Below are 24,648 nucleotides of genomic sequence, written 5' to 3'. Positions count from 1 at the left end.
CTGCATTTTTAAATTAGGTGAAACGAGTGGAATACCTTATTGATGATATCGATCGGCAAATTTTAGCCTGCCTGGTTGAGGATGCGCGCATGTCGTTGAAGGTGCTCAGCGGCCGTATCGGCCTGACCTCACCCAGCACGGCAGAGCGTCTGAAGCGGCTGGAAGAGCGCGGTGTGATTCAGGGCTATGGCGCACGGGTGAATCTCGCGGCGCTGGGGTATACGCTGCAGGCGCTGGTACGGGTGCGGCCTTTGCCGGGGCTGTTGCATAAGGTGGATAAATACATACAGGCGATGCCGGAGTGTATTGAGAGCGACAAGGTGACCGGGGAAGACTGCTTTGTGATTAGGCTGGTGGTGCGATCGATAGAACAACTGGATGCGCTGCTGGACGGGCTGGCGGAACATGCCCAATGTAATACGTCGATTGTGAAAAGTTCGCCGGTGAAGCGTCGTTTGCCGCCAATGTAGTCGTCTGTCGCCGGGTGGCGGCTGCGCCTTACCCGGCCTACGAAGGCGGACTCGGTTCGATTTTGTTCGGGTTTTTTGAAGTGATGGTGGTGGGGGAAGGATTACTCGGCGCGTTGCGCCTCGCCCTTCGGGTCGTTGCCTGCGGCAACGCTTTCTCGCTGCGCTCGAATCGAACCTTAGTCGAAGCTTCTCATCCTTCCCCTTGCGGAAATACATGATGCACGGTGCGAGCAGAATGTTAAGTGTCGTTTGGAAGTGATGGTGGTGGGGGAAGGATTCGAACCTTCGAAGTCGATGACGGCAGATTTACAGTCTGCTCCCTTTGGCCGCTCGGGAACCCCACCAGGGGTAATTCATATTTTGAGGTCGTGCTGAGAGATGGTGGTGGGGGAAGGATTCGAACCTTCGAAGTCGATGACGGCAGATTTACAGTCTGCTCCCTTTGGCCGCTCGGGAACCCCACCACGGGGTAATGCTTTTTTACTGGCCTGCTTCCTGCTGGAAGCGGGGCGCATCATATCAAATGAGACGCCCCTGTAAAGCTTTCCTTTAGGGAAAAGAAGCTGTTTGCCTGCTTTTTATCCGTAAAGGCGCAAAGCTAATCAATTCATTTTCCGAAAGATTAAAGAATGATGGTTCTGTTACCGTAGACAAAGACACGCTGCGCCAGCACCTGATACAGGGCACGACTCAACACGTTCTTCTCAACGTCACGTCCGGCGCGCATCATATCTTCTGCGGTGTAGGTGTGATCCACGTGAATCACGTCCTGCATGATGATGGGACCTTCGTCCAGATTGTCATTCACGTAGTGCGCGGTTGCGCCGATGATCTTCACGCCGCGCTCGTACGCCTGGTGATAAGGCCGCGCGCCAATAAAGGCCGGCAGGAACGAGTGGTGAATGTTGATAATCTTGTTCGGGAAGCGGGCGACGAAGGAAGGCGTCAGCACGCGCATATATTTCGCCAGCACCACGTAGTCCGGGTTATGCGCTTCAATGGCAGCAGCCATCAGGTTGTCGTGCTCTTCACGGGTATGGCCTTCATGGCTCACCAGCTCGAACGGAATATCAAAACGCTCAACCAGCGTGCGCAGGGTTTCGTGGTTGCCGATAACAGCGGCAATTTCTACGTCCAGGCCGCCGTAGTTGGCCTTCATCAACAGATCGCCCAGGCAGTGAGCTTCTTTCGTCACCAGAATCACAATGCGACGACGGCCCGCAGGATTCAGCTCACGCACGGAACCGTCCGGCAGCGCGCTGTCCAGATCGGCCAGCAGGGTGGTGTCGTTGAAAATGCCTTCCAGTTCGGTACGCATGAAGAAGCGACCGGTACGGTGGTCAACGAACTCGTTGTTCTGCACGATATTCAGTTCATGCTTGTAGCAAATATTGGTAATTCGTGCGATCAGCCCTTTTTGATCGGGACAGATAGTGCGCAGAACTTTACGTTGTAATGATTGCATCGCCGGGAAATCCTGTTTGTATTTGCGAAGTCTGGGTTGTCAGGCGTTACTGCCCGCAACACTTTTTGAATTTTTTTCCTGAACCACAAGGGCAGGTATCGTTACGACCAAACTGTGGGCGCGTACCGTCAATATAATACCACTGCCCGCTTTCCTTTAAGAACCGGGAACGCTCGATAATGGCGCCAGGCCTGGCGTTCTCGGTAAAACGGGCAACAAAGCTGACAAAGCCTTCGTCGTGGTGGCTACCGGGTGACGATTCAAACACGGTAAGCCCAAACCAGTGGGTGTTGGCGAACCCGGCTTCGATCTCCTGTCGGAAATCGGCGGCGTGGCAGGACGGGTGCCAGGTTTTTATCAGGTAGTCTGCGTCTTTGATCACAAAAGCAGTATACCGTGAACGCATGAGGTGTGACGGATCCGGTGCAACCTGATTGCCAGAAAGATATCGCTGGCAACATAGGCTATACTCCAGAGCGCTACCACAGGGGCAGAGTTGAGACACGATTCTCTTCCTGGAACAAAAAATAAGGGCGTAAAACGCCTCGGGTAGCACTATGTTAACTGAGCAGTTGCGTTGACGCTATGTCAGGAATCCAGGGGAAGTAAAACAGGGCTAATGAGAAAGGTTAAAATTGGACTGGCGCTGGGATCAGGTGCAGCCCGGGGATGGTCTCATATCGGCGTGATTAATGCCTTAAACAAGATGGGCGTTGACGTTGATATCGTAGCAGGATGTTCAATCGGATCGCTTGTCGGCTCTGCCTACGCGTGCGGCAAGCTCCCGGATCTCGAAACCTGGGTGCGCTCCTTCAGCTATTGGGACGTGCTGCGTCTGATGGATCTCTCCTGGCAGCGCGGTGGGCTGTTGCGCGGTGAACGCGTCTTTAACCAGTTCCGCCGGGTGATGCCTCTCGAAGACTTTACTGACTGCCGGATGCCTTTCGGCGCCGTTGCAACTAATCTCAGCACAGGCCGTGAACTCTGGCTGACCGAAGGGGATATTCACCTTGCGGTGCGTGCTTCATGCAGTATTCCTGGGCTTATGGCGCCCGTGCCCCATAACGGTTACTGGCTTGTCGATGGTGGCGTCGTGAACCCGGTTCCCATCTCTCTGACGCGCGCCATGGGGGCGGACATCGTCATCGCCGTTGATTTGCAGCACGACGCTCATCTGATGCAGCAAGACCTTATGCCGGTCAATCTGCAGAGCGAAGATGCCGACGTCGAAAAGCTTGCCTGGCATGAACGCCTGCGCGGAAGAATTGGTCGCCTGGCCGCACGACGCTCGGTTGCCGCACCGACGGCCATGGAGATCATGACCACCTCAATTCAGGTTCTTGAGAATCGCCTTAAACGTAACCGTATGGCTGGCGATCCTCCGGATATTCTTATTCAGCCTTACTGTCCGCAAATCTCTACCCTTGATTTCCATCGGGCTGAGGCCGCCATCGCAGCGGGCTCGCTAGCCGTCGAAAAGAAAATAGACGAGTTGCTGCCGTTTGTGCGAACAGCACGTTAAGCACCTTTTTTTGACTACTTCAGCAAAATCTGACAGGCGATAGTGCCGATAGCATGCCACTATTTAGTAACTGTCAGCCAGGGGAGGAACCATGACGCAGCCATTGGCCGGAAAACACATTTTGATTGTTGAAGACGAGCCCGTTTTCCGATCGCTACTGGATTCGTGGTTATCCTCGCTGGGAGCAAACACTTTACTGGCTGAAGATGGTGTCGACGCGCTGGAAAAAATGACCGGTATTACGCCCGATCTGATGATTTGCGACATCGCGATGCCGCGAATGAATGGGCTGAAACTGGTTGAACATCTGCGCAACGAGGGTGACCAGATGCCCATTCTGGTGATCTCCGCGACAGAAAATATGGCGGATATTGCCAAAGCATTACGTCTTGGCGTTCAGGATATTTTGCTGAAACCCGTCAAAGATCTGAACCGGTTACGTGAAACGGTATTAGCGTGCCTTTATCCAAATATGTTTAATTCCCGCGTTGAGGAAGAGGAACGCCTTTTTCAGGACTGGGACGCGCTGGTGAGTAATCCGCCAGCGGCGGCGAAATTGTTGCAAGAACTTCAGCCTCCCGTTCAGCAAACTATTTCCCACTGCCGCGTAAACTATCGCCAGCTGGTGGCGGCCGATCAGCCTGGGCTGGTGCTGGATATTGCACCTCTGTCTGATTCCGACCTCGCATTTTATTCTCTGGACGTAACCCGTGCAGGGGATAATGGCGTATTAGCTGCATTGTTACTTCGCGCACTCTTTAATGGATTATTGCAGGAACAGTTATCACATCAGGGACAACGGCTCCCAGAGTTAGGCAGTTTACTCAAACAGGTAAACCAGCTTTTTCGTCAGGCCAATTTACCCGGACAGTTCCCGCTGCTGGTTGGTTATTACCATAGCGGTTTAAAGAATCTTATCCTCGTTTCTGCAGGTCTCAACGCGTCACTGAATACCGGGGAACACCATATTCAGGTGAGTAACGGGGTGCCGCTTGGAACACTGGGAACGGCGTATCTAAATCAAATTAGCCATCGCTGTTCTTCCTGGCAGTGCCAAATTTGGGGTGCCGGGGGAAGGCTTCGCTTAATGTTGTCCACGGAATAAGCAATTGGATCTTAATTTTAAGATTGCTTTACCTGTGTTTTCTCGGGAGTGCTACTATCGCTGCCCAGATTCATGCGTATTTGTCCTAATTCATCGGCAACGCGTTCTTTTCAGACCCGGACTGCGGGGCGAGGCTGATATACTCAACGCGTTATTTATTGCATAAAAGTTCAAAACTTGAACAGCTCAGGAGAATTTGAATGGCTGCCCTAAATTCGAAAGTCAGAAAGGCCGTCATCCCGGTAGCGGGATTGGGGACCAGGATGTTACCAGCAACTAAGGCGATTCCTAAAGAGATGCTGCCTCTGGTTGATAAGCCATTAATCCAGTATGTCGTTAATGAGTGTATCGCGGCCGGCATTACTGAAATTGTGCTGGTTACGCATTCATCTAAAAACTCTATCGAAAACCACTTCGATACAAGTTTTGAACTCGAAGCCATGCTGGAAAAACGCGTTAAGCGTCAGCTGTTAGAAGAAGTTCAGTCTATTTGCCCTCCGCACGTCACCATTATGCAGGTTCGTCAGGGGCTGGCTAAAGGTCTGGGCCACGCGGTTATGTGTGCACACCCGGTTGTGGGTGATGAGCCCGTCGCGGTTATTCTGCCTGACGTGATTCTGGATGAATACGAATCCGATCTTTCCCAGGACAACCTGGCTGAGATGATCCACCGCTTCGACGAAACGGGCTGCAGCCAGATCATGGTTGAGCCAGTTGAAGACGTGACCGCTTACGGTGTGGTTGACTGCAAGGGCGTGAACCTTGAGCCAGGCGAAAGCGTGCCAATGGTTGGTGTCGTAGAGAAGCCTAAAGCCGACGTAGCGCCGTCTAATCTGGCAGTGGTGGGTCGCTATGTCCTGAGTGCTGAAATCTGGCCTCTGCTGGCGAAAACGCCTCCAGGAGCAGGGGATGAAATCCAGCTGACGGATGCCATTGATATGCTGATCGAGAAAGAGACCGTTGAGGCTTACCACATGAAAGGTAAGAGCCATGACTGCGGTAATAAGCTCGGTTATATGCAGGCGTTCGTTGAATACGGCATTCGCCATAATACGCTGGGTGAAGAATTTAAAGGCTGGCTCAAAGAGAGTATGGGTATTAAGAAATAATCCAGGCGTAAATCTCTAAAACCGGTGTGGCGCTGCCCACCGGTTTTTTTATGCCCATAAAACGCCATGACCAGCCTGTTTGTAAGCGAAACTAAATAGCCAAATAACGCTTTATGACGGAGTGTAAGAGGATGTTAGTGATAAATTGCGGGCAAAAAAAATCCCACCAGAGGCGGGATTTTTCTGAATTCGGCTTGATTAATCCTTGATCAGGAAGTCATCCAGCTGTTTACCTTGCTCATCCATAGCTTTCTTGATTACAGCAGGAGTACGGCCCTGGCCGGTCCAGGTTTTAGTTTCGCCGTTCTCATCTACATAGCTATATTTAGCAGGACGGGCAGCGCGTTTTGCTTTGGTACCGGTTTTTGCAGCAGCAATGCTGTTCAGCAATTCATTTGGATCGATACCATCAGCAATCAGCATTTCACGATATTGCTGCAGTTTACGCGTACGCTCTTCGATTTCAGCAGCAGCAGCGCTTTCTTCTTCGCGACGTTCATTAACTACAACTTCTAATTTTTCCAGCATTTCTTCGAGCGTTTCAAGGGTACATTCTCTTGCCTGCGCACGAAGAGTACGGATGTTGTTCAGAATTTTAAGTGCTTCGCTCATTGTAGTAATCTCAAACTTATAATGGGGGGTGGTTTGTTGACCTAATAATAGAGCCATAAATTCAGATGTGCAATAGCCAGGAATGTAAGGAATTCAAAAAATACTAAATAAAGCCGCTATTATTAATTACGCTAACTTAAATTTCCTCTTTGGCAGTCTCGCTTGTTATCACGATAACCTGCTTAACCCCGCCGCTTGCATCTTTTTTTTGTGACATTTGCCGCAGGAATTATAGTTGCGGCGGATAAATATCAGCCTTTTGTATTAGTTCCAGCCGACGGTGTTAAGGCAGGAATAGTTAATAAATAGTGAATTTTAATGAACGCAGATTCCACTATAAAAAGAAGTGTTATGTTTGGCTAACCATATAACCTATTCACCAGCATGACCGTCATTACTCTCTGTTTTAGCGGATTATTTTTGCGAAAAGAGGGCGTTTTACACCTTTCAGCACGGCATCGTTTGTGCGGCGTGTCGCTGATGACCAGACAAAATATGGTACAATGAATCATCGGGAATATTACACATTGATTAGGGTTTTACGGCCAATGGCACAACTTTATTTCTACTATTCGGCAATGAATGCCGGGAAATCCACCGCACTGCTGCAATCCTCATACAATTACCAGGAACGAGGAATGCGTACCGTTGTTTATACCGCTGAAATCGACGATCGCTTCGGTGCAGGGAAGGTGAGTTCCAGAATAGGCCTCTCTTCGCCAGCCAGGCTGTTTAACCCGCAAACTGACCTGCTGGAGGATATCCGCGCTGCGCATGCGTCAGAGCCCATTCACTGCGTGCTGGTTGATGAGAGCCAGTTCCTGACACGTGAACAGGTGCACGCGCTCTCTGAAGTGGTTGATGAGCTCGATATCCCCGTTCTGTGCTACGGGCTGCGTACGGACTTCCGCGGGGAGCTGTTTGCCGGAAGCCAGTATTTGCTTGCCTGGTCAGATAAGCTGGTTGAACTGAAAACTATTTGTTTCTGCGGACGCAAGGCAAGCATGGTGCTTCGTCTCGACCAGGCTGGAAAACCTTATGCGGACGGTGAGCAGGTGGTGATTGGTGGCAATGAACGCTATGTGTCGGTCTGTCGTAAGCATTATAAGGAAGCGTTGTCCGTAGGCTCGCTGACGGCGATCCAGCACGACAACAGAAAATAATATCCGCTGTTATTCAGACATAAAAAAACCCGCCATACAGGCGGGTTTTTTTCATCAGACTGTCAGTTAAGCGCTTTTCTTCGCTTTCTTGTCAGCTTTAATGACCGGAGCTTCTGTTTTCACAGCAGCAACGTCACCTTCTTTGAACTCACGACCGTAGTAGGTATCCAGCAGAATCTGTTTCAGCTCGGAGATCAGTGGGTAGCGCGGGTTAGCACCAGTACACTGGTCATCGAAGGCATCTTCAGACAGCTTGTCTACGTGAGCGAGGAAGTCAGCTTCCTGAACGCCTGCTTCACGGATAGATTTAGGAATACCCAGTTCAGCTTTCAGGCTTTCCAGCCATGCCAGCAGTTTCTCAATCTTCGCAGCAGTACGGTCGCCCGGTGCGCTCAGACCAAGGTGGTCAGCGATTTCAGCATAACGACGGCGCGCTTGCGGACGGTCATACTGGCTGAACGCAGTCTGCTTGGTTGGGTTGTCGTTGGCGTTATAGCGGATAACGTTGCTGATCAACAGGGCGTTCGCCAGACCGTGAGGAATGTGGAACTGTGAACCCAGCTTGTGCGCCATAGAGTGGCAAACACCCAGGAAGGCGTTCGCAAACGCGATACCGGCGATGGTTGCTGCACTGTGGACACGTTCACGTGCTACAGGGTTTTTAGAACCTTCGTTGTAGGACGCTGGCAGGTTTTCTTTCAGCAGTTTCAGAGCCTGCAGAGCCTGACCGTCAGAGAACTCAGACGCCAGTACAGAAACGTAGGCTTCCAGCGCGTGAGTCACGGCATCCAGACCACCGAACGCACACAGAGACTTCGGCATTTCCATTACCAGGTTGGCATCAACGATAGCCATATCTGGCGTCAGCGCGTAGTCAGCCAGCGGGTATTTCTGACCTGTTGCGTCATCTGTTACTACCGCGAATGGCGTCACTTCTGAGCCGGTACCGGAAGTAGTGGTGACGGCGATCATTTTCGCTTTCACGCCCATTTTCGGGAACTTGTAGATACGTTTACGGATGTCCATAAAGCGCAGCGCCAGTTCTTCGAAGTGGGTTTCCGGATGTTCGTACATAACCCACATGATTTTCGCGGCGTCCATTGGGGAACCACCACCCAGTGCGATAATCACATCTGGTTTGAAGGAGTTCGCCAGTTCAGCACCTTTGCGTACAACGCTCAGGGTTGGGTCAGCTTCAACTTCGAAGAACACTTCAGTTTCGACGCCAGCCGCTTTCAGCACAGAGGTGATCTGGTCAGCGTAGCCGTTGTTGAACAGGAAACGGTCAGTCACGATGAGCGCACGTTTGTGGCCATCAGTAATCACTTCATCCAGCGCGATTGGCAGAGAGCCACGGCGGAAGTAGATAGATTTCGGAAGTTTGTGCCACAACATGTTTTCAGCTCGCTTAGCAACGGTTTTCTTGTTGATCAGATGTTTTGGACCAACGTTTTCAGAGATGGAGTTACCACCCCAGGAACCACAACCCAGAGTCAGGGAAGGTGCGAGTTTGAAGTTATACAGGTCACCGATACCACCCTGAGAAGCAGGGGTGTTAATCAGGATACGGGCAGTTTTCATCATCTGACCGAAGTGGGCAACACGCTCTGGCTGGTTATCCTGGTCGGTGTACAGACATGAGGTATGACCGATACCGCCCATGGCAACCAGCTTCTCGGCTTTTTCTACCGCGTCTTCGAAATCTTTCGCACGGTACATAGCAAGCGTAGGAGACAGTTTTTCGTGAGCAAACGGCTCGCTTTCGTCGACAACTTTAACTTCACCGATCAGGATCTTGGTGGTCGCCGGAACGGTAAAGCCTGCGAGTTCAGCGATTTTATAGGCTGGCTGACCTACGATAGCAGCGTTCAGCGCGCCATTTTTCAGGATAATGTCCTGAACCGCTTTCAGCTCTTTGCCCTGCAGCAGGTAGCCGCCGTGGCTGGCGAAACGCTCGCGTACTGCGTCGTACACGGAATCAACAACAACTACAGACTGTTCAGATGCACAGATAACGCCGTTATCGAAGGTTTTAGACATCAGCACAGACGCAACAGCACGTTTGATGTCAGCGGTTTCATCGATAACAACGGGGGTGTTACCTGCGCCTACACCGATTGCTGGTTTACCGGAGCTGTATGCTGCTTTAACCATACCAGGACCACCGGTCGCCAGAATCAGGTTAATGTCCGGGTGATGCATCAGCGCGTTAGACAGTTCAACAGAAGGTTGGTCGATCCAGCCAATCAGATCTTTTGGTGCGCCCGCAGCAATTGCTGCCTGCAGAACGATGTCTGCTGCTTTATTTGTTGCGTCTTTCGCACGTGGATGTGGAGAGAAGATTATTGCGTTACGGGTCTTCAGGCTGATCAGTGATTTGAAGATAGCCGTTGAAGTAGGGTTAGTCGTTGGAACAATACCGCAAATGATGCCGATAGGTTCGGCGATGGTGATCGTCCCGAAGGTGTCGTCTTCAGACAGAACGCCACAGGTTTTCTCATCTTTATAGGCGTTGTAGATATACTCAGAAGCAAAGTGGTTTTTGATCACTTTATCTTCAACGATACCCATGCCAGATTCGGCAACGGCCATTTTAGCGAGAGGGATTCGAGCATCTGCAGCAGCCAGAGCGGCCGCGCGGAAGATTTTATCAACCTGTTCTTGGGTGAAATTGGCATATTCACGCTGGGCTTTTTTAACGCGCTCGACGAGGGCGTTCAGTTCAGCGATATTAGTAACAGCCATAATGCTCTCCTGATAATGTTTAAACTCTTTTAGTAAACCAGCGCTCGATACGTCAGACAGTATAGACAGTGCCAATACGACTTGCGTTACATAAAGTAAAACAAAGGGTTACTTTATGCTCCAGTACACTAATTTACTAAAAGAGCCTTACCTTAGCATCATCCCTTTTTGTCAGGTGACCTCCCTGGGGCGTAATCAAGATTACTCACTTCTGAGTACGGAAATCATGATCTGCGTCAATTTTCCACCAAGCTGATACCTTTCAGCAGGGTTATTTAATGGATATATTTCCACTGTTAATTAATTAAGTAACTATTGGAAGTGACGCTATCATTGTCTCAACATATGTTTAACATTCTGAAATGCTAACGTTTTGGCACAGATTTCTGGTGAAGTATGCTAATAAAAAGCGTATCTTCAGCGCGATTTTTCCTAACAATGTAACTGTCCCGGGCATGCGCAAAAGCGGAGCAAAACGTGATCCAAACGCTCTTTGATTTTCCAACGTATTTCAAATTTTTTATTGGTCTGTTTGCCCTGGTCAACCCGGTGGGGATCATTCCTGTCTTCATTAGTATGACCAGTTACCAGACGGCGGCGGCCCGGAACAAAACCAATCTTACCGCTAACCTGTCTGTGGCGATCATTTTGCTCACCTCGCTTTTCCTGGGTGATGCCATTCTCCAGCTCTTTGGCATCTCGATTGACTCCTTCCGCATTGCAGGCGGGATCCTGGTGGTGACCATTGCCATGTCCATGATCAGCGGTAAGCTGGGTGAGGATAAGCAGAACAAGCAGGAAAAGTCAGAAACCGCCATCCGCGAAAGTATCGGCGTGGTTCCGCTGGCATTGCCCCTCATGGCCGGGCCGGGTGCCATCAGTTCAACCATTGTCTGGGGCACGCGTTACCATAGCCTCATGCATTTGATTGGTTTTTCTGTCGCGATTGCCGTTTTCGCGCTCTGTTGCTGGGGCGTCTTCCGCATGGCGCCGTTGCTGGTACGCCTGCTGGGGCAGACCGGCATCAACGTTATTACGCGTATCATGGGGCTGCTGTTAATGGCACTCGGGATCGAATTCATTGTCACGGGTATTAAAAGCATTTTCCCCGGCTTGTTACATTGATATTTCATACGAAAGAACGGCGCTTCGGCGCCGTTTTTTTTTGTATCAATATTAGCAAATCATATAAATAAAGTTGAAAAGCTTACCTGTCATAATAAATTCTACTAATAATGTTCATCTCATATATTTCATAGAGTTATGAATTCATCTCAAGCCTGTCTGCACAGAAAATCTTCGAACGCACTGTTATTTTACTCACACGATAGTCTTGGGCTTGCTGCGGGATAACCGAAATGATATTAGTAATTTCAACATTTCGTTAGATGAATGTGCTAAATAATAATCAATTGTTAAATTTTCGTACAAAACTACGCGATGAGAATGCAGCGACGCGCCTGAAGGGAAAATCTTCCATATTAGTTTGAATTTAAAGTGTTTTTTAGGGTGCTCAACGTATGGAAGGGCTGGGCGGGACGATACGGCCTGGGCCGTAAAAGAGAATTGCTTAACAAATTTGCAAAATGTATTGGCGCGTGTTTACGCCATTTGATACTTTCCGGCCTACTATTTTGCAGCCTAAAACAAGTAGATGAGAATTATTTTCATATAATCCTCTTCTCAGATATCCAGCACAGGTCTCAAACAGGGGAGGCCTGGCAAGAATCGACGCAAGACGGCCATACGAGCGGTCAGTAATAAAAAAGTCGGTGATAGCAAGCAGTAAAAAAAGAACCTGACAGCAGCAAAAAAAACTCCTGCGCTGTACAGGCCCCAACAGGGGATTAGACAGCTGGCGAAAGCCAGTAATTATAATGAGTGGAGTACCAACACAATGTCCATCATCACAAAAAAAAATCTGGTAGCGGCGGGGATTTTAACTGCGCTAATCGCGGGAAACGCTGCAATGGCTGCGGACGTTCCTGCAGGTGTTCAACTGGCGGAAAAACAGACGCTGGTGCGTAACAACGGTGCGGAAGTGCAGTCTCTCGATCCGCATAAAATTGAAGGCGTTCCTGAGTCAAACGTTAACCGCGACCTGTTCGAAGGTCTGCTGGTGACTGACGTAGACGGCCACCCGGCACCGGGTGTGGCAGAAAAGTGGGAAAACAAAGATTTCAAAGTCTGGACCTTCCATCTGCGTAAAGATGCCAAATGGTCCGACGGTACACCGGTTACCGCCGAAGATTTCGTGTATAGCTGGCAGCGCCTGGCGAATCCAAATACCGCCTCTCCGTATGCGAGCTATCTGCAGTATGGCCACATCGCCAATATCGATGACATCATCGCCGGTAAAAAGCCGGTCACCGACCTGGGCGTGAAGGCGATCGATGCTAATACCTTTGAAGTGACGTTGAGCGAACCTGTTCCGTACTTCTATAAGCTGCTGGTTCACCCGTCCGTCTCGCCGGTACCAAAATCCGCCGTGGAAAAATTTGGTGAAAAATGGACGCAGCCTGCCAATATCGTGACCAACGGCGCCTATAAGCTGAAAGACTGGGTGGTCAACGAACGTATGGTGCTGGAGCGTAACCCGCAGTACTGGGATAATGCGAAGACCGTGATTAATCAGGTCACCTACCTGCCAATCTCTTCCGAAGTGACCGACGTTAACCGCTACCGCAGCGGTGAAATCGACATGACCTATAACAACATGCCGATTGAACTGTTCCAGAAGCTGAAGAAAGAGATCCCGAAAGAAGTTCACGTCGATCCATATCTGTGCACCTATTATTACGAAATCAACAACCAGAAAGCACCGTTCACCGACGTGCGCGTTCGTACCGCGCTGAAGCTGGCACTGGATCGCGATATCATCGTGAACAAAGTGAAAAACCAGGGCGATCTGCCGGCGTACAGCTACACGCCTCCGTATACCGATGGGATGAAACTGGTTGAGCCTGAGTGGTTCAAATGGTCGCAGGAAAAACGTAACGAAGAAGCGAAAAAACTGCTGGCTGAAGCAGGATACACCGCAGACAAGCCGCTGACGTTCAACCTGCTGTATAACACATCAGATCTGCATAAAAAACTGGCGATTGCCGTCGCGTCTATCTGGAAGAAAAACCTGGGCGTGAACGTTAAGCTGGAAAACCAGGAGTGGAAAACCTTCCTCGATACGCGTCATCAGGGGACCTTCGACGTGGCGCGTGCGGGCTGGTGTGCGGACTATAACGAACCGACATCATTCCTGAACACCATGCTCAGCGACAGTTCAAACAACACGGCGCACTATAAGAGCCCGGCGTTTGACAAGATCATCGCTGAAACCCTGAAAGTGTCTGACGATGCGCAGCGCGCAGAGCTGTACGCGAAATCAGAAGAACAGCTCGATAAAGACTCTGCAATTGTACCGGTTTACTACTACGTTAACGCCCGTCTGGTGAAACCGTGGGTAGGGGGTTATACCGGTAAAGACCCGTTGGATAATATTTCCGTTAAGAATCTTTATATTATCAAGCATTAATGGCAATACGTGGGGCGAGCCTGGCTTGCCCCACTGTGTCTACTTTGTAACATTCATCAGGCACACGCCAGAAGGTACGGGCAATGTTGAAATTTATCCTGCGTCGCTGTTTAGAAGCGATACCAACGTTATTTATTCTAATTACGATTTCCTTCTTTATGATGCGTCTCGCGCCGGGAAGTCCATTTACCGGTGAACGTACGTTGCCGCCAGAAGTCATGGCCAACATCGAGGCGAAGTATCACTTAAACGATCCCATTACCACCCAATACTTCAACTATCTGAAGCAGCTGGCGCACGGTGATTTTGGACCGTCATTTAAATATAAAGACTATTCCGTTAACGATCTGGTGGCCTCCAGCTTCCCGGTCTCGGCAAAACTGGGTGCTGCAGCATTCATTCTGGCCGTCGTTCTCGGGGTCACCGCAGGCGTTATCGCCGCGCTCAGACAAAATACCAAATGGGATTATGCCGTAATGGGGGTGGCAATGACCGGGGTAGTCATACCCAGCTTCGTTGTCGCGCCATTGCTGGTGATGATATTTGCCATCACGCTGAAATGGCTGCCCGGGGGCGGCTGGAACGGCGGGGCATTGAAGTTCATGATTTTGCCGATGGTGGCATTATCGTTGGCGTACATCGCCAGTATCGCGCGTATTACCCGTGGTTCAATGATCGAAGTGCTGCACTCAAACTTCATCCGCACCGCGCGCGCGAAAGGGCTGCCGATGCGCCGGATCATCTTCCGCCACGCGCTCAAGCCGGCGCTGCTGCCTGTGCTCTCCTATATGGGACCGGCATTCGTCGGCATCATTACGGGTTCAATGGTTATCGAAACAATTTACGGCCTGCCGGGTATTGGTCAACTGTTCGTAAACGGGGCGCTTAACCGTGACTACTCGCTCGTTCTGAGCCTCACGATCCTCGTGGGCGCACTGACCATTCTCTTTAACGCCGTTGTCGATGTGCTTTATGCCGTTATCGACCCGAAAATTCGTTACTAACGCTGGAGCACGCCATGATGTTGAGTAAGAAAAACAGCGAGGCGCTGGAAAACTTCAGTGAAAAACTGGAAGTAGAAGGTCGTAGCCTCTGGCAGGACGCGCGCCGTCGCTTTATGCATAACCGTGCGGCGGTCGCCAGCCTGGTTGTGCTGGTGATCATCGCGCTGTTTGTCACCCTGGCGCCGATGCTGTCGCAATTTACCTATTTCGATACGGACTGGGGCATGATGTCCAGCGCGCCTGATATGGAGTCCGGCCACTATTTCGGTACCGATTCATCCGGCCGTGATTTGCTGGTGCGCGTGGCGATTGGTGGCCGTATTTCTCTGATGGTCGGTATCGCCGCCGCGCTGGTGGCGGTGATCGTGGGGACGCTTTACGGCGCGCTTTCCGGCTACCTTGGCGGCAAAGTAGACTCGGTGATGATGCGTCTCCTGGAAATCCTGAACTCCTTCCCGTTTATGTTCTTCGTGATTTTGCTGGTGACCTTCTTCGGCCAGAACATCCTGTTGATCTTCGTGGCCATCGGGATGGTTTCCTGGCTGGATATGGCGCGTATCGTGCGCGGCCAGACGCTGAGCCTCAAACGCAAAGAGTTTATCGAAGCGGCGCAGGTAGGGGGGGTATCAACCAGTAATATCGTGGTTCGTCATATCGTGCCTAACGTGCTGGGCGTGGTGGTGGTCTATGCCTCACTGCTGGTGCCAAGCATGATTCTGTTTGAATCCTTCCTCAGCTTCCTGGGGCTGGGCACGCAGGAGCCACTGAGCAGCTGGGGTGCGCTGCTGAGCGACGGCGCAAACTCGATGGAAGTTTCACCGTGGCTGCTGCTTTATCCGGCGGGTTTCCTGGTCGTTACCCTGTTTTGTTTTAACTTTATCGGCGATGGCCTGCGTGATGCCCTCGACCCGAAAGACCGTTAAGGAGCGCCGTCATGACAATTATTGAAACGGCCATCGCGCCACAGGCGCAGCAGCAGAGCAATCTTCTGCTGGATGTTAAAGACCTCCGCGTGACCTTTAAAACCCCGGACGGCGATGTTACTGCGGTCAACGATCTCAACTTTAACCTGAGCAAAGGGGAAACGCTGGGGATCGTGGGTGAATCCGGCTCCGGAAAATCCCAGACGGCATTTGCGTTAATGGGCCTGCTGGCCGCTAACGGCGTGATTGGCGGTTCGGCGAAATTCAACGGTCGCGAAATTCTTAACCTGCCGGAGCTCGAGCTGAACAAGCTTCGCGCCGAACAGATCTCAATGATTTTCCAGGATCCGATGACCTCCCTGAACCCGTATATGCGCGTCGGTGAGCAGCTGATGGAAGTCCTGATGCTGCACAAAGGTCTGGGCAAAGCGGAAGCTTTTGAGGAATCCGTTAAAATGCTGGATGCGGTAAAAATGCCGGAAGCGCGCAAGCGCATGCGCATGTTCCCGCACGAGTTCTCTGGCGGTATGCGTCAGCGCGTGATGATTGCCATGGCGCTGCTGTGCCGGCCAAAACTGCTGATTGCCGATGAACCGACTACCGCGCTGGACGTCACCGTGCAGGCGCAAATCATGACCCTGCTGAACGAGCTTAAGCGTGAGTTCAACACGGCGATTATCATGATCACCCACGATCTGGGCGTGGTTGCCGGTATCTGTGACAAAGTGCTGGTGATGTACGCCGGGCGCACCATGGAATACGGCAAAGCGCGCGACGTGTTCTATCAGCCAGCCCATCCGTACTCGATTGGCCTGCTGAACGCGGTGCCGCGTCTTGATGCGGAAGGGGAATCCCTGCTCACCATTCCGGGCAATCCACCAAACCTGCTGCGACTGCCGAAAGGCTGTCCGTTCCAGCCGCGCTGCCCGCACGCGATGGAAATCTGTAACAGCGCGCCGCCGCTGGAAGAATTTGCCCCAGGCCGTCTGCGCGCCTGCTTTAAGCCGCAGGAGGAGCTGGTATGAACGCAGTAGATGAAAAACGCAACGTGCTGCTCGAAATCGCCGACCTCAAGGTGCATTTCGACATCAAAGACGGCAAGCAGTGGTTCTGGCAGCCGCCGAAGACCCTGAAAGCGGTAGATGGCGTCACCTTGCGTCTGTACGAGGGGGAAACCCTGGGCGTGGTGGGCGAATCCGGCTGCGGTAAATCCACCTTTGCGCGTGCGATTATCGGTCTGGTGAAAGCTACCGGCGGCAAAGTAGCCTGGCTGGGTAAAGATCTGCTGGGCATGAAGCCTGACGAGTGGCGCGACGTGCGCAGCGATATCCAGATGATTTTCCAGGATCCGCTGGCGTCATTAAACCCGCGTATGACCATCGGTGAGATTATCGCCGAACCGCTGCGCACCTATCATCCAAAGATGCCGCGTCAGGAAGTCCGCGATCGCGTGAAGGCGATGATGCTGAAAGTCGGGCTGTTGCCTAACCTCATTAACCGTTACCCGCATGAATTTTCAGGCGGCCAGTGTCAGCGTATTGGCATTGCGCGTGCGCTTATCCTTGAGCCGAAACTGATTATTTGTGATGAACCGGTCTCCGCGCTGGACGTGTCGATTCAGGCGCAGGTGGTTAACCTGCTTCAGAAATTGCAGCGCGAAATGGGGCTGTCGCTGATCTTCATTGCGCACGACCTGGCGGTGGTAAAACACATCTCCGACCGCGTGCTGGTGATGTATCTGGGCCATGCCGTGGAACTGGGAACCTATGACGAGGTGTACCATAACCCGCTGCACCCTTATACCAAAGCGCTGATGTCGGCTGTGCCGATCCCCGATCCGGATCTGGAAAAGAATAAAACGATTCAGCTTCTGGAAGGGGAATTGCCGTCGCCGATCAATCCGCCGTCGGGCTGCGTGTTCCGCACGCGATGCCCAATGGCCGGGCCGGAATGCGCGAAAACGCGACCGGTGCTGGAGGGCAGTTTCCGACATGCGGTTTCCTGCCTGAAAGTAGACCCGCTATAATCGCAAGGGCTGACATGATGTCAGCCCTTATTTTTTTGCGAGGTTACCGTGTCGCGTTTATTCACTTCAGTCCGTCGGCGGCTCTATCATCTTTTATTCGATCCTGAAACGGTATCGGGACGCCGTTTTGAAGGTCTGTGTGCGCTGTTTGCGCTACTGAGCGTAGTGGTCATCTTTATTGAATCGGGTGTGGGGACGCAATATCACCTGACATTTGAGGAATGGCATGCGTTTGTCTGGCTGGAACTTATTATTACCCTGGTCTTTACCGCAGAGTATATTCTGCGTGTTGTTTGCTGGCCCAACCCGGCAAAGTACGTCTTTAGCTTCTGGGGCTTTATTGATTTAGCGACGATCCTGCCGCTCTATGTGATGTGGCTGTGGCCGGAGATCAGCCTCAACTATGTTTTCGCCTGGCGAGCGATGCGCGTTATTCGGGTCTTGCGTATTCTGAAGTTACTGCGCTTTATGCCGTCGCTGCGCGTATTCTGGAGCGCGATCGTCAGCGCACGCCATCAGCTTATTCTGTTCTATTCGTTCATTGCCATTGTGATGATTGTTTTTGGCGCGCTGATGTATTTGATCGAAGGGCCGAAATATGGCTTCACGACGCTCAACGCTTCCGTCTACTGGGCGATAGTGACCGTTACGACCGTGGGGTATGGCGATATCACGCCCCATACGCCGCTGGGACGGATTGTGGCATCCGTGCTGATTCTGATTGGGTATTCGGTAATTGCCATTCCGACGGGGCTTATTACCACGCACATGAGCAGCGCGTTTCAGAACCATAAACAGCGGCGCAAATGTCCGAACTGCCACCAGGCCGATCATGAACACAGCGCGCGGTTTTGCAACCGCTGCGGAAGCGCGTTACCGGATTAAATAAAAAAGGCTGCTATCGCAGCCTTTTTTATTATTCGCGCCAGAGTATGTGACACAGCTTGTGGTCTTTCTCACGACACAGCAGGACGCGCGCAAAAATGTCGTTAATTTCACCGCCGTCTTCATCAGCCAGCCCAATAACCACTTCGGCAAAGAAGTCAGGGTTCAGGTCGAAATCTACATGTTCGGCCCAGTCCTCTGAAGGGTCGAACAATTCGGCACCGCCGCGCTCTTCGAACTGCAGATTAAAGAGGATCACGTCTGCGGGATCGAGGTTATCAACCGCCAGTTCGAGAAAAATGTCATAGGCCTGCTCGAGCGTTTCGTCTTCGGTCAGGCGATTGTTCAGATCCATTTCCATGATGACTACCTGTTTAACATCGTTGGGCACGTTTTACAGCAATGGACTAAAGAAGTAAAACAGTCGTTCAGCTATTCGCTGCCATAACGGACGTTTTACCCACAGCCTGGCATCCAGCAGCCGCGAGCGGGAGATATAGTCATCCTGAACCGCCGCCAGGTCACCGCCAAAGCCGGCGTCATCAATCACCAGGGTGATTTCAAAGTTTAGCCACAGGCTGCGCATATCAAGGTTAACCGTGCCCACCAGGCTTAATTCGCCGTCGACCAGCACGCTCTTAGTGTGCAGGAGCCCGCCTTCAAACTGGTAAATTTTCACCCCGGCGGCAAGCAGTTCGCTAAAGAAGGCACGGCTGGCCCAGCCCACCAGAAGGGAGTCATTTTTGCGTGGCAGAATGATACTGACATCGACGCCGCGCTGCGCTGCGGTACAAATCGCGTGCAGCAGATCATCGCTGGGGACAAAGTAGGGCGTCGTCATGATCAGATATTCACGCGCGGAGTAGGTTGCCGTCAGCAGCGCCTGGTGAATCAAGTCCTCCGGGAAGCCTGGTCCGGAGGCGATAGTATGAATTGTATGACCGCTGGCCTCTTCAAACGGCATAATATTGCCATCCGGCGGTGGCGGCAGGATACGCTTGCCGGTCTCTATCTCCCAGTCGCAGGAGTAAACGATCCCCATCGAGGTGGCAATCGGCCCCTCCATTCGCGCCATCAGATCCACCCATTGCCCGACGCCGGAGTCCTGTTTAAAGAAGCGCGGGTCAACCATGTTCATACTGCCGGTGTAGGCAATATAGTTATCGATCATGACCATTTTACGGTGCTGGCGAAGGTCCATCCGGCGCAGAAACACGCGCAGGAGATTCACCTTCAGTGCCTCAACCACCTCGATACCGGCGTTACGCATCATGCCCGCCCAGGGGCTACGGAAAAATGCCACGCTGCCCGCGGAGTCCAGCATCAGACGGCAGTGGATCCCCCTGCGTGCAGCCGCCATCAGGGATTCAGCGACCTGGTCAGCCATGCCGCCGGGCTGCCAGATATAAAACACCATCTCAATATTATGGCGAGCCAGCTGAATATCGCGGATTAACGCCTGCATGACATCATCGGACGACGTCAGAAGCTGGAGCTGATTGCCCTTAACGCCGCCAATCCCCTGGCGGCGCTCGCAGAGCTTAAACAGCGAGGAGGCGACGCTGCTGTTCTCCTCGGCAAAGATATGCTTGCAGGCTTTGAGATCGTTAAGCCACTTCGCGGTGGAAGGCCACATTGCGCGCGCCCGCTCGGCACGGCGCTTACCCAGATGAAGCTCACCGAAAGAGAGATAGGCAATAATTCCCACCAGTGGGAGGATATAAATGATCAGAAGCCAGGCCATGGCAGAGGGTACGGCTCTGCGCTTCATCAGGATGCGTAACGTCACACCCGCGATTAACAGCCAGTATCCCAGAATGACCAGCCAACTCACCACGGTGTAGAAGGTTGTCATAGATAAAAAAATCCTTTTGAAAGCGTATTGTTATGAGTGTACGCATCAGGATTCATCTGGCAAATAAAAACGCCAGGTAAAAGCGCTGGTTTGCTGCCGGGTTGGGTTTATAATGGCGGCTCTGTTTGAGAAAGAGTTGTAGACATGAAGCGCAGTAGAACAGAAGTAGGGCGCTGGCGTATGTTGCGACAGGTGAGTCGTCGCAAGGCTCGTTGGCTGGAAGCACAATCCCGCCGCAATATGCGTATCCACGCCATCAGAAAATGTGGATTGACCCGGCACCGCAATGCGTTGCTGTTCGCAGTCCAGGATATCTGAAACCCATGAGGGCACCGCAAGGTGCCCGCTGATTATATTGTGTCTTATTTTGCGAATATCGTTATTGCGGCGATATTCTGGTTATTTTTAGCAAAAGGAGGGAGAGGTGTTTGCGGAGTTTGGTGTACTGAATTTCTGGACGTATGTTGTTGGCGCATTTTTTATCGTGCTGGTTCCCGGGCCAAACACCCTGTTTGTGCTGAAAACGGGGATCGGTCACGGTGTGAAAAAAGGGTATCTTGCCGCTACCGGCGTGTTTATCGGTGATGCGGTATTGATGTTCCTGGCCTGGGCGGGTGTTGCGGCATTGATCCAGACGACCCCCGTACTCTTTAATATCGTGCGCTATCTCGGGGCTTTCTATCTGCTGTGGTTGGGCGGAAAAATGCTCTGGTCGGTGATCACACGTCAGAATAATGCTCAAGAGAGCGGAACCGAGCCTGCCAGCACGATCATGAAACGCTCCCTCGTCCTGAGCCTGACCAATCCAAAAGCGATTCTGTTCTACGTTTCGTTCTTTGTGCAGTTTATCGACGTGAATGCGCAAAATACCGGGACCTCTTTCCTGATCCTCGCTACCACGCTTGAGCTGATTAGCTTTATGTACATGAGCTTCCTGATCTTCTCTGGGGCGTTTGTTACGCGTTATCTGAAAAACAAAAAGAAACTGGCAAAGCTGGGGAACGGGCTGATAGGGCTGCTGTTTGTCGGGTTTGCGGCGCGGTTAGCGTCACTGCATTAATGTGAAGAAAGGCTCCTGCGGGAGCCTTTTTACCTCAGAACACTTTCTTATACGGTCGCACCGTCACTTTTGCATACACACCCGCCGCAACGTATGGGTCTGCGTCAGCCCAGGCCTGCGCCGCTTCAAGAGACTCAAACTCAGCAATAACCGTGGAGCCAGAAAAACCGGCGGCTCCCGGGTCATTGCTGTCAACAGCAGGCATTGGACCCGCGGTCAGCAAACGGCCTTCGTCCTGGAGCAGCTGCAGGCGAGCCAGATGGGCAGGGCGAACAGAGAGACGTTTTTCGAGGGAATCAGCGACATCTTCAGAGTAAATCACGTAAAGCACGGTGAAGCTCCTTAAGCGTTATAAAGTGTCAGTTACGTTATGTGAAAGGGCAATTGACTGCAATGTAAAGATAAAAACAACGTTAATACCCCGATCTGGATGTCCTTTTTTTGACCACTCCTGTGCTTTAATTGCGCCAGAACAAAGTGTCTTATTGAATATGATTGCTATTTGCATTTAAAATCAGGGTCCGGTTTTTTAACGTTGATGATTATGACTTCGATGACCCTTGATTTACCTCGCCGCTTTCCCTGGCCGACGCTGTTGTCCGTCGTGATTCACGGTGCCGTCGTGGCGGGTTTGCTCTACACCTCGGTTCATCAGGTTATTGAAATGCCCGCACCCGCCCAGCCGATCTCGGTAACCATGGTCTCGCCAGCGGATCTCGAACCGCCGCAGGTTGCGCCACCACCGCCACAGCCGGTTGCTGAGCCTGAACCGGAACCCGAGCCTGTACCGGAGCCACCGAAGGAGGCACCGGTGGTGATCCACAAACCTGAACCGAAGCCAAAACCTAAGCCGAAGCCAAAGCCGGTGAAGAAGGTCGAGGAGCGTCCGAAACGTGAAGAACGCCCGGTTGAACCGCGCGCGACCCAGCCGGTCGAGAATACAGCGCCTTCGCGTCCGGTCATGAATAACAGCGCACCGGCGGCGAAGCCGACGGTTGCCGCACCAGCGGGCCCACGTGCGTTGAGCCGTAATCAGCCTCAGTATCCGGCGCGGGCTCAGGCCTTGCGTATTGAAGGTCGCGTACGGGTGAAATTTGACGTGACTGCGGATGGCCGCGTGGATAACGTGGAAATTCTGTCTGCGCAACCTTCAAATATGTTTGAGCGCGAAGTGAAGTCGGCGATGCGCAGATGGCGCTACGAACCCGGTAAACCGGGAAGCGGACTGATCGTGAACATTGTTTTCCGCCTGAATGGCGGGGCGCAGATGGAATAAGAAAAGCCTCCGAAAGGAGGCTTTTTTTTGCCTGCCATTCAGGCTGGCGGAAGCTGACGAGGTTTACCGTCGCTATCGACAGCGACATAAATAAACAGCGCTTCAGTTGCTTTATAGCGCTGTCCAATCGGTTCAGAAGAGACTTTCTTCACCCAGACTTCAATGTTGATGGAGATGGATGTATTGCCGCGCTTTACGCAGCGGGCGTAACAGCAAACCACATCACCTACCGCAACCGGGCGCAGGAAGGTCATTCCATCCACCCGCACGGTCACCACGCGTCCGTGAGCAATCTCTTTTGCCAGAATTGCGCCGCCCATATCCATCTGCGACATCAGCCAGCCGCCAAAAATATCGCCATTGGCATTGGTGTCAGCGGGCATTGCCAGTGTGCGTAAAACCAGTTCGCCCTGAGGGGCGTTATTTGTTGTCATTGTTTTAACTCATAACGGAAGACTTCAGGCGGGATGCTACTATGATTTCACAGCGGAGAGAATAGACCAGAACGCCTGTCGAACACGTTCTGGTCAGTCAGCAATCAGTGCTTGTCGTCCTGCGGCATGTGGCGATAGATATAAATGCCGCTTAGCAGGGTGAATATCAGCGTCAGGGCCGTCAGGCCGAAGACCTTAAAGTTGACCCAGATATTCTGTGGCAGCCAGAAAGCGATATAGATATTGGCAAGACCGCAAAGGATAAAGAACACGGCCCAGGCGATATTCAGGCGCGACCAGACCTCCTGAGGCAGCGTCAGCTCTTTGCCGAGCATGCGCTGGATCAGCGGCTTTTTCATCACCCACTGGCTGATGAGCAGCGCACCCGCAAACAGCGCGTAGATCACCGTCACTTTCCACTTGATAAATTCATCATTGTGGAAGAAGAGGGTTAGCCCACCGAATACGGCGACCAGGACGAACGTTACCAGCGCCATTTTCTCAACTTTACGGTAGCGCACCCAGCTGTAGATCAGCACAACCGCTGTCGCAATAATCAGCGCTGTGGTGGCAGCATAAATGTCATACAGTTTGTAAAACGCGAAAAAGACCACCAGCGGTAAAAAATCAAGAAACTGCTTCATTCTGTGATTCCATCTTCTTTGTTGAGCCGGGCCCTGTCATGCACCCGGCATCAGGGTTACTGACGAATTAACATATACAGGCGGAACAGATAGACAAGCAGCACCGCTGAAATCAGGTTGCTCAGTGTATTTGCGACCACCGCGCCGACGTTCGGGGTTAATACCGCAAAATTCGGAGCAAACAGGAGCAGGAGCGTTTTTGCCAGCAGCCAGGCAATGACTGCGGGAGCCACCAGACGCATATTAGCCCATGCGAGTCGGATGCTGCTGCGCATCGCGGTAAAAATTCCCATTTTATCCTGCACGACCATTACTGGGGCAAAAGCGAGCACAATAGCCAGTAACACGCCCGGCACCACAACCAGCATAATTCCCATCTGCACCAGCATGGTGGTTAAAAAGATCAGAATAAACAGCTTAGGTAAGACCGGCGCGCTGGCGCCAATTGCCCGCAAGGCGCTGACCCGGTGGCCCGCCGACACCAGTTGGATCATCAGCAAAACGCCGCCCGCCAGAATGGCGTTACCAATCAGGCCAGAAAACGTGGATGCGGCAGACGCCCGGAGCAGAATTTGTTGCTGCTCTGGCGTCATGTTTTGCACCAGTTCAAATAGCCCCACGCTTCCTGCAAGATGGTCGCCCTGGCTCAGGCTGGCAATCTGTTCTTCACTCGGTGAGAACGCATGACCCAGCACCACAGTGATAAAGGCGCAAAGCAACGCGATCAGTAAAAAGGTAATGAACTGATTGCGGAAAAAATTTCCCGTGTCACGGTAGACAGACTTCGCCGTGATAGACATGCACTCTCCTTGCGTATTGCA

At 52.0% G+C, this 24,648-nt stretch carries 25 protein-coding genes, 2 tRNA genes and 1 other RNA gene; 15 read left to right on the top strand and 13 right to left on the bottom strand.

Annotation, left to right across the window (positions count from 1 at the left end):
- The first annotated feature begins 26 nt into the window (after positions 1 to 26).
- Complete coding sequence (locus OKF39_RS13840) at positions 27 to 470, top strand: Lrp/AsnC family transcriptional regulator (RefSeq protein ID WP_041909598.1); 444 nt, start codon at positions 27 to 29, stop codon at positions 468 to 470.
- An 84-nt stretch (positions 471 to 554) separates the two neighbouring features.
- Here OKF39_RS13840 and OKF39_RS13835 read toward each other — a convergent pair.
- From OKF39_RS13835 to OKF39_RS13815, 5 genes are all read right to left on the bottom strand, one after another.
- A non-coding RNA gene (locus OKF39_RS13835) (RtT sRNA) lies at positions 555 to 685 on the bottom strand.
- A 44-nt stretch (positions 686 to 729) separates the two neighbouring features.
- Positions 730 to 814 (bottom strand) — tRNA-Tyr (locus OKF39_RS13830).
- Positions 815 to 849: 35 nt separating this feature from the next.
- Positions 850 to 934, bottom strand: a tRNA-Tyr gene (locus tag OKF39_RS13825).
- A 158-nt stretch (positions 935 to 1,092) separates the two neighbouring features.
- Positions 1,093 to 1,935: a formyltetrahydrofolate deformylase gene (gene purU / locus OKF39_RS13820; RefSeq protein WP_028013439.1), complete on the bottom strand. Its 843-nt coding sequence runs from the start codon at positions 1,933 to 1,935 to the stop codon at positions 1,093 to 1,095.
- A gap of 46 nt (positions 1,936 to 1,981) precedes the next feature.
- A complete protein-coding gene (locus OKF39_RS13815; protein WP_479983054.1) occupies positions 1,982 to 2,440 on the bottom strand; it encodes a YchJ family protein in 459 nt (152 codons plus the stop codon).
- 114 nt (positions 2,441 to 2,554) lie between these two features.
- Between OKF39_RS13815 and rssA the strand changes: the two genes are divergently transcribed.
- The 3 genes from rssA (at position 2,555) to galU (ending at position 5,671) form a co-directional block, all read left to right on the top strand.
- On the top strand, positions 2,555 to 3,457 hold the full coding sequence (rssA, locus tag OKF39_RS13810; protein ID WP_028013437.1) for a patatin-like phospholipase RssA: 903 nt from the start codon (positions 2,555 to 2,557) through the stop codon (positions 3,455 to 3,457).
- Between the two features lie 91 nt (positions 3,458 to 3,548).
- A complete protein-coding gene (gene rssB / locus OKF39_RS13805; protein WP_028013436.1) occupies positions 3,549 to 4,562 on the top strand; it encodes a two-component system response regulator RssB in 1,014 nt (337 codons plus the stop codon).
- A 200-nt stretch (positions 4,563 to 4,762) separates the two neighbouring features.
- Positions 4,763 to 5,671 (top strand): UTP--glucose-1-phosphate uridylyltransferase GalU, encoded by a 909-nt coding sequence (galU, locus tag OKF39_RS13800; RefSeq protein WP_028013435.1) that lies wholly within the window; start codon positions 4,763 to 4,765, stop codon positions 5,669 to 5,671.
- Between the two features lie 198 nt (positions 5,672 to 5,869).
- Here galU and hns read toward each other — a convergent pair whose 3' ends face one another.
- Positions 5,870 to 6,283, bottom strand: a complete 414-nt coding sequence (hns, locus tag OKF39_RS13795) for a histone-like nucleoid-structuring protein H-NS (RefSeq protein WP_028013434.1) — start codon at positions 6,281 to 6,283, stop codon at positions 5,870 to 5,872.
- A gap of 548 nt (positions 6,284 to 6,831) precedes the next feature.
- On the opposite strand from hns, the gene tdk reads away from it, so the two are divergent.
- Positions 6,832 to 7,446 carry a thymidine kinase gene (gene tdk / locus OKF39_RS13790; RefSeq protein ID WP_028013433.1) on the top strand — a complete coding sequence of 205 codons (615 nt, stop codon included), beginning with the start codon at positions 6,832 to 6,834 and terminating at the stop codon, positions 7,444 to 7,446.
- Positions 7,447 to 7,512: 66 nt separating this feature from the next.
- Here the strand turns inward: tdk and adhE are convergent, their stop codons facing one another.
- The gene (gene adhE, locus OKF39_RS13785) at positions 7,513 to 10,191 is read right to left on the bottom strand and encodes a bifunctional acetaldehyde-CoA/alcohol dehydrogenase (RefSeq protein ID WP_028013432.1); all 2,679 of its coding nucleotides are present in this window, start codon (positions 10,189 to 10,191) and stop codon (positions 7,513 to 7,515) included.
- Positions 10,192 to 10,668: 477 nt separating this feature from the next.
- On the opposite strand from adhE, the gene OKF39_RS13780 reads away from it, so the two are divergent.
- The 7 genes from OKF39_RS13780 (at position 10,669) to OKF39_RS13750 (ending at position 18,558) form a co-directional block, all read left to right on the top strand.
- Positions 10,669 to 11,316: a YchE family NAAT transporter gene (locus tag OKF39_RS13780; RefSeq protein WP_041909604.1), complete on the top strand. Its 648-nt coding sequence runs from the start codon at positions 10,669 to 10,671 to the stop codon at positions 11,314 to 11,316.
- Positions 11,317 to 12,088: 772 nt separating this feature from the next.
- Positions 12,089 to 13,720, top strand: coding sequence for an oligopeptide ABC transporter substrate-binding protein OppA (oppA, locus tag OKF39_RS13775; protein ID WP_028013430.1), 1,632 nt, complete (start codon positions 12,089 to 12,091; stop codon positions 13,718 to 13,720).
- Positions 13,721 to 13,803: 83 nt separating this feature from the next.
- A complete protein-coding gene (gene oppB, locus OKF39_RS13770; RefSeq protein WP_028013429.1) occupies positions 13,804 to 14,724 on the top strand; it encodes an oligopeptide ABC transporter permease OppB in 921 nt (306 codons plus the stop codon).
- Between the two features lie 14 nt (positions 14,725 to 14,738).
- On the top strand, positions 14,739 to 15,647 hold the full coding sequence (gene oppC, locus OKF39_RS13765; protein ID WP_028013428.1) for an oligopeptide ABC transporter permease OppC: 909 nt from the start codon (positions 14,739 to 14,741) through the stop codon (positions 15,645 to 15,647).
- 11 nt (positions 15,648 to 15,658) lie between these two features.
- Complete coding sequence (gene oppD / locus OKF39_RS13760; RefSeq protein WP_063942349.1) at positions 15,659 to 16,672, top strand: ABC transporter ATP-binding protein; 1,014 nt, start codon at positions 15,659 to 15,661, stop codon at positions 16,670 to 16,672.
- The gene (gene oppF, locus OKF39_RS13755; protein ID WP_041909608.1) at positions 16,669 to 17,673 is read left to right on the top strand and encodes a murein tripeptide/oligopeptide ABC transporter ATP-binding protein OppF; all 1,005 of its coding nucleotides are present in this window, start codon (positions 16,669 to 16,671) and stop codon (positions 17,671 to 17,673) included. The genes oppD and oppF overlap by 4 nt, the downstream gene beginning before the upstream one ends.
- Before the next feature lie 48 nt (positions 17,674 to 17,721).
- Positions 17,722 to 18,558 carry an ion transporter gene (locus OKF39_RS13750; RefSeq protein ID WP_193051378.1) on the top strand — a complete coding sequence of 279 codons (837 nt, stop codon included), beginning with the start codon at positions 17,722 to 17,724 and terminating at the stop codon, positions 18,556 to 18,558.
- A gap of 31 nt (positions 18,559 to 18,589) precedes the next feature.
- Here OKF39_RS13750 and OKF39_RS13745 read toward each other — a convergent pair whose 3' ends face one another.
- Entirely contained in the window at positions 18,590 to 18,919 is a 330-nt protein-coding gene (locus tag OKF39_RS13745) for an HI1450 family dsDNA-mimic protein (protein ID WP_006810881.1), read from the bottom strand.
- A 33-nt stretch (positions 18,920 to 18,952) separates the two neighbouring features.
- On the bottom strand, positions 18,953 to 20,413 hold the full coding sequence (cls, locus tag OKF39_RS13740; protein WP_028013424.1) for a cardiolipin synthase: 1,461 nt from the start codon (positions 20,411 to 20,413) through the stop codon (positions 18,953 to 18,955).
- 144 nt (positions 20,414 to 20,557) lie between these two features.
- Between cls and OKF39_RS13735 the strand changes: the two genes are divergently transcribed.
- Together OKF39_RS13735 and leuE are read left to right on the top strand one after the other, a co-directional pair.
- Positions 20,558 to 20,731 carry a YciY family protein gene (locus OKF39_RS13735; RefSeq protein WP_086379783.1) on the top strand — a complete coding sequence of 58 codons (174 nt, stop codon included), beginning with the start codon at positions 20,558 to 20,560 and terminating at the stop codon, positions 20,729 to 20,731.
- Between the two features lie 106 nt (positions 20,732 to 20,837).
- Positions 20,838 to 21,473 carry a leucine efflux protein LeuE gene (leuE, locus tag OKF39_RS13730; RefSeq protein WP_479983053.1) on the top strand — a complete coding sequence of 212 codons (636 nt, stop codon included), beginning with the start codon at positions 20,838 to 20,840 and terminating at the stop codon, positions 21,471 to 21,473.
- A 34-nt stretch (positions 21,474 to 21,507) separates the two neighbouring features.
- On the opposite strand, the gene OKF39_RS13725 is transcribed toward leuE, so the two are convergent.
- Positions 21,508 to 21,804 carry a YciI family protein gene (locus OKF39_RS13725; protein WP_045260670.1) on the bottom strand — a complete coding sequence of 99 codons (297 nt, stop codon included), beginning with the start codon at positions 21,802 to 21,804 and terminating at the stop codon, positions 21,508 to 21,510.
- Positions 21,805 to 22,026: 222 nt separating this feature from the next.
- Between OKF39_RS13725 and tonB the strand changes: the two genes are divergently transcribed.
- Positions 22,027 to 22,749: a TonB system transport protein TonB gene (gene tonB / locus OKF39_RS13720; protein WP_049138284.1), complete on the top strand. Its 723-nt coding sequence runs from the start codon at positions 22,027 to 22,029 to the stop codon at positions 22,747 to 22,749.
- A gap of 38 nt (positions 22,750 to 22,787) precedes the next feature.
- Here the strand turns inward: tonB and yciA are convergent, their stop codons facing one another.
- From yciA to OKF39_RS13705, 3 genes are all read right to left on the bottom strand, one after another.
- Positions 22,788 to 23,183, bottom strand: coding sequence for an acyl-CoA thioester hydrolase YciA (gene yciA / locus OKF39_RS13715; protein WP_041909616.1), 396 nt, complete (start codon positions 23,181 to 23,183; stop codon positions 22,788 to 22,790).
- 104 nt (positions 23,184 to 23,287) lie between these two features.
- Positions 23,288 to 23,827 (bottom strand): septation protein A, encoded by a 540-nt coding sequence (locus OKF39_RS13710; protein ID WP_028013419.1) that lies wholly within the window; start codon positions 23,825 to 23,827, stop codon positions 23,288 to 23,290.
- A gap of 56 nt (positions 23,828 to 23,883) precedes the next feature.
- On the bottom strand, positions 23,884 to 24,627 hold the full coding sequence (locus OKF39_RS13705; protein WP_045630546.1) for a YciC family protein: 744 nt from the start codon (positions 24,625 to 24,627) through the stop codon (positions 23,884 to 23,886).
- Positions 24,628 to 24,648: the final 21 nt, after the last annotated feature.

This window comes from Enterobacter cloacae complex sp. HYC042_NIDB (genome assembly GCF_056673315.1).
Note: the sequence above shows the minus strand (reverse complement) of the source record. Positions and strands in the feature narration are given on the sequence as shown.